Source organism: Streptomyces sp. 8L (assembly GCF_020176795.1).
In the GTDB taxonomy this organism is placed as follows: domain Bacteria; phylum Actinomycetota; class Actinomycetes; order Streptomycetales; family Streptomycetaceae; genus Streptomyces.
Genome location: NZ_JAIUKE010000368.1, coordinates 1 through 1,960 on the forward strand (window position 1 = coordinate 1; position 1,960 = coordinate 1,960).

At 78.4% G+C, this 1,960-nt stretch carries 1 protein-coding gene and 1 riboswitch; the gene reads right to left on the reverse strand.

Going from position 1 to position 1,960, the window contains the following annotated elements; genetic code table 11:
- Positions 1–173: 173 nt before the first annotated feature.
- Positions 174–291, reverse strand: a riboswitch (SAM riboswitch).
- A 335-nt stretch (positions 292–626) separates the two neighbouring features.
- Positions 627–1,694 carry an anthranilate phosphoribosyltransferase gene (trpD, locus tag LCE31_RS26910; protein ID WP_225018631.1) on the reverse strand — a complete coding sequence of 356 codons (1,068 nt, stop codon included), beginning with the start codon at positions 1,692–1,694 and terminating at the stop codon, positions 627–629.
- Positions 1,695–1,960: the final 266 nt, after the last annotated feature.

A 1,960-nucleotide genomic window follows, 5' to 3' on the forward strand; every position in this document is an offset into this window, starting at 1 on the left:
GACGGGTGCATCCAGGTATGCGGACATGGCGAAGCCTTCGTGGTGGTACGGGCGGCGGGGACACGGAGGTGTGGCGCGGGGCGTCTCGTCATGGCGAGAACCCGGGGCGCCTATCGCATTCGCGTGTTCACGGACAGCTCCCTCTGAGGACCTGGACCCCAGTGGAAACGCAGGGCCCGCGCTTGCCGCGGACCTCGCTGCCCACGGCCTGGTCTTCACCCGGGGCACCCCGCCACGGACGGAGGGTTGCCGGACAGCGGGCCGGGGCCGTAGTCGCTGTCACTCATGACCTGAGAGGCGAGTATGCCACACGCGTACGAGGCCTCCCAGAGGCACCCGGGGAGCCCGCTCGGGACCGAACGGCCGTGCGACCGTGCGCGAGGACGGCGCACGCCGCGGGTACGGGCCCGGGGGGGGGGGGGGGGGGGCCGCCCGGGCCCCCCCCCCCGCCGCCCCCCGGCCCCCCCGCGGGGGGGGGGCCCGGCCCCCCGCGGGCCCCCGCGCGGCCCCCCCCGCGGGGCCCGCGGCGCCCCCCCCGCCGCCCCCCCGGGGGGCCCGGGCCCGGGGGGGGCCCCCGCGGCCCCCCCCCGGGGCGGGCGAGGGTCCGGCGGCGTGCGGAGGGTCTATCAGCGGGCGTTGGACGCCCGTACCCAGCCCGCGAGCGCGCGTGCCGCCGCGCCGGAGTCGACGGACTCCGCGGCCCGCGCGAGGCCGGCCGCCAGCTGGACGGAGAGCTCGTCGTCCGTCTGGTCGAGCGCCACCAGGGCCGCCGCCGCGTTCAGCAGGACCGCGTCACGGACCGGGCCGGGCTCCCCCGCGAGGAGCCTGCGCGCGACCTCGGCGTTGTAGGACGCGTCCTGGCCGCCCAGCGCGGACAGGGAGACCAGGTCGAGGCCCACCGAGCGAGGGTCGAACGCCTCCTCGTCGACGCGCCCGTCCCGCACCCGCCACACCCGTGACGTCGCCGTCGTGGTCAGCTCGTCCAGGCCGTCGTCGCCCCGGAAGACCAGCGCGGAGTTGCCGCGCTCCGCCAGGACGCCCGCGACGATCGGCGCCATGCGCGCGTCGGCCACACCGACCGCCTGGGCGCGCACCCGCGCCGGATTGGTCAGCGGGCCGAGGATGTTGAACGTCGTCTGCGCGCCGAGCTCGCGCCGTGCCGTCGCCGCGTGGCGCAGCGCCGGATGGAACTTGATCGCGAAGCAGAGGGTGATGCCCGCCTCCTCCGCGACCCGGACCACCCCCTCCGGCGTGAGGTCCAGGTTGACACCGAGCTTCTCCAGCACGTCCGAGGAACCGCTCGCCGACGACGACGCGCGGTTGCCGTGCTTGACGACCTTCGCGCCCGTCCCCGCCACGACGATCGCCGCCATGGTGGAGATGTTGACGGTCTTCGCCATGTCGCCGCCGGTGCCGACGATGTCGACCGTCCGGCCCGGCACCTCGATGGTGCGCGCGTGCCCGTACATGGCCCTGACCAGCCCGGAGACCTCCTCGACCGTCTCGCCCTTGGCGCGCAGCGCCACCGCGAACCCGGCGATCTGCACGTCCGTGGCCGCGCCGCTCATGATGCGGTCCATCGCCCACGCCGTCTGGTCGGTGCTCAGGTCCTCGCCGCGCAGCAGTGCGTTCAGGACGGCCGGCCAGGTGGGGACCGCCACGGTGTCGCCTCCGGCGGGGGTCACAGCGCTCATGGTCGCTCCTGGGCTGGTGCGGATGCCCCACCCGGCGGGCCCGCCGGGTGGTCTCGGTCGGGCGGGCGCCCCGCGGGACCGCAGGCGCCGGGCGGCCGCCGGTCCGTAGCCTATGCGCGCGCGGCGGGCGCCCGGGCCCGGGTACGCGCACGGGCCGGGCACGCGACCGGGGGGGGGGGGGGGGGGGCGGGGGGGGGGGGGGGGGGGGGGCGGGGGGGGGGGGTGGGGGGGGGGGGGGGGGGCGGGCGGGGGGCCCCGCCCCCCCG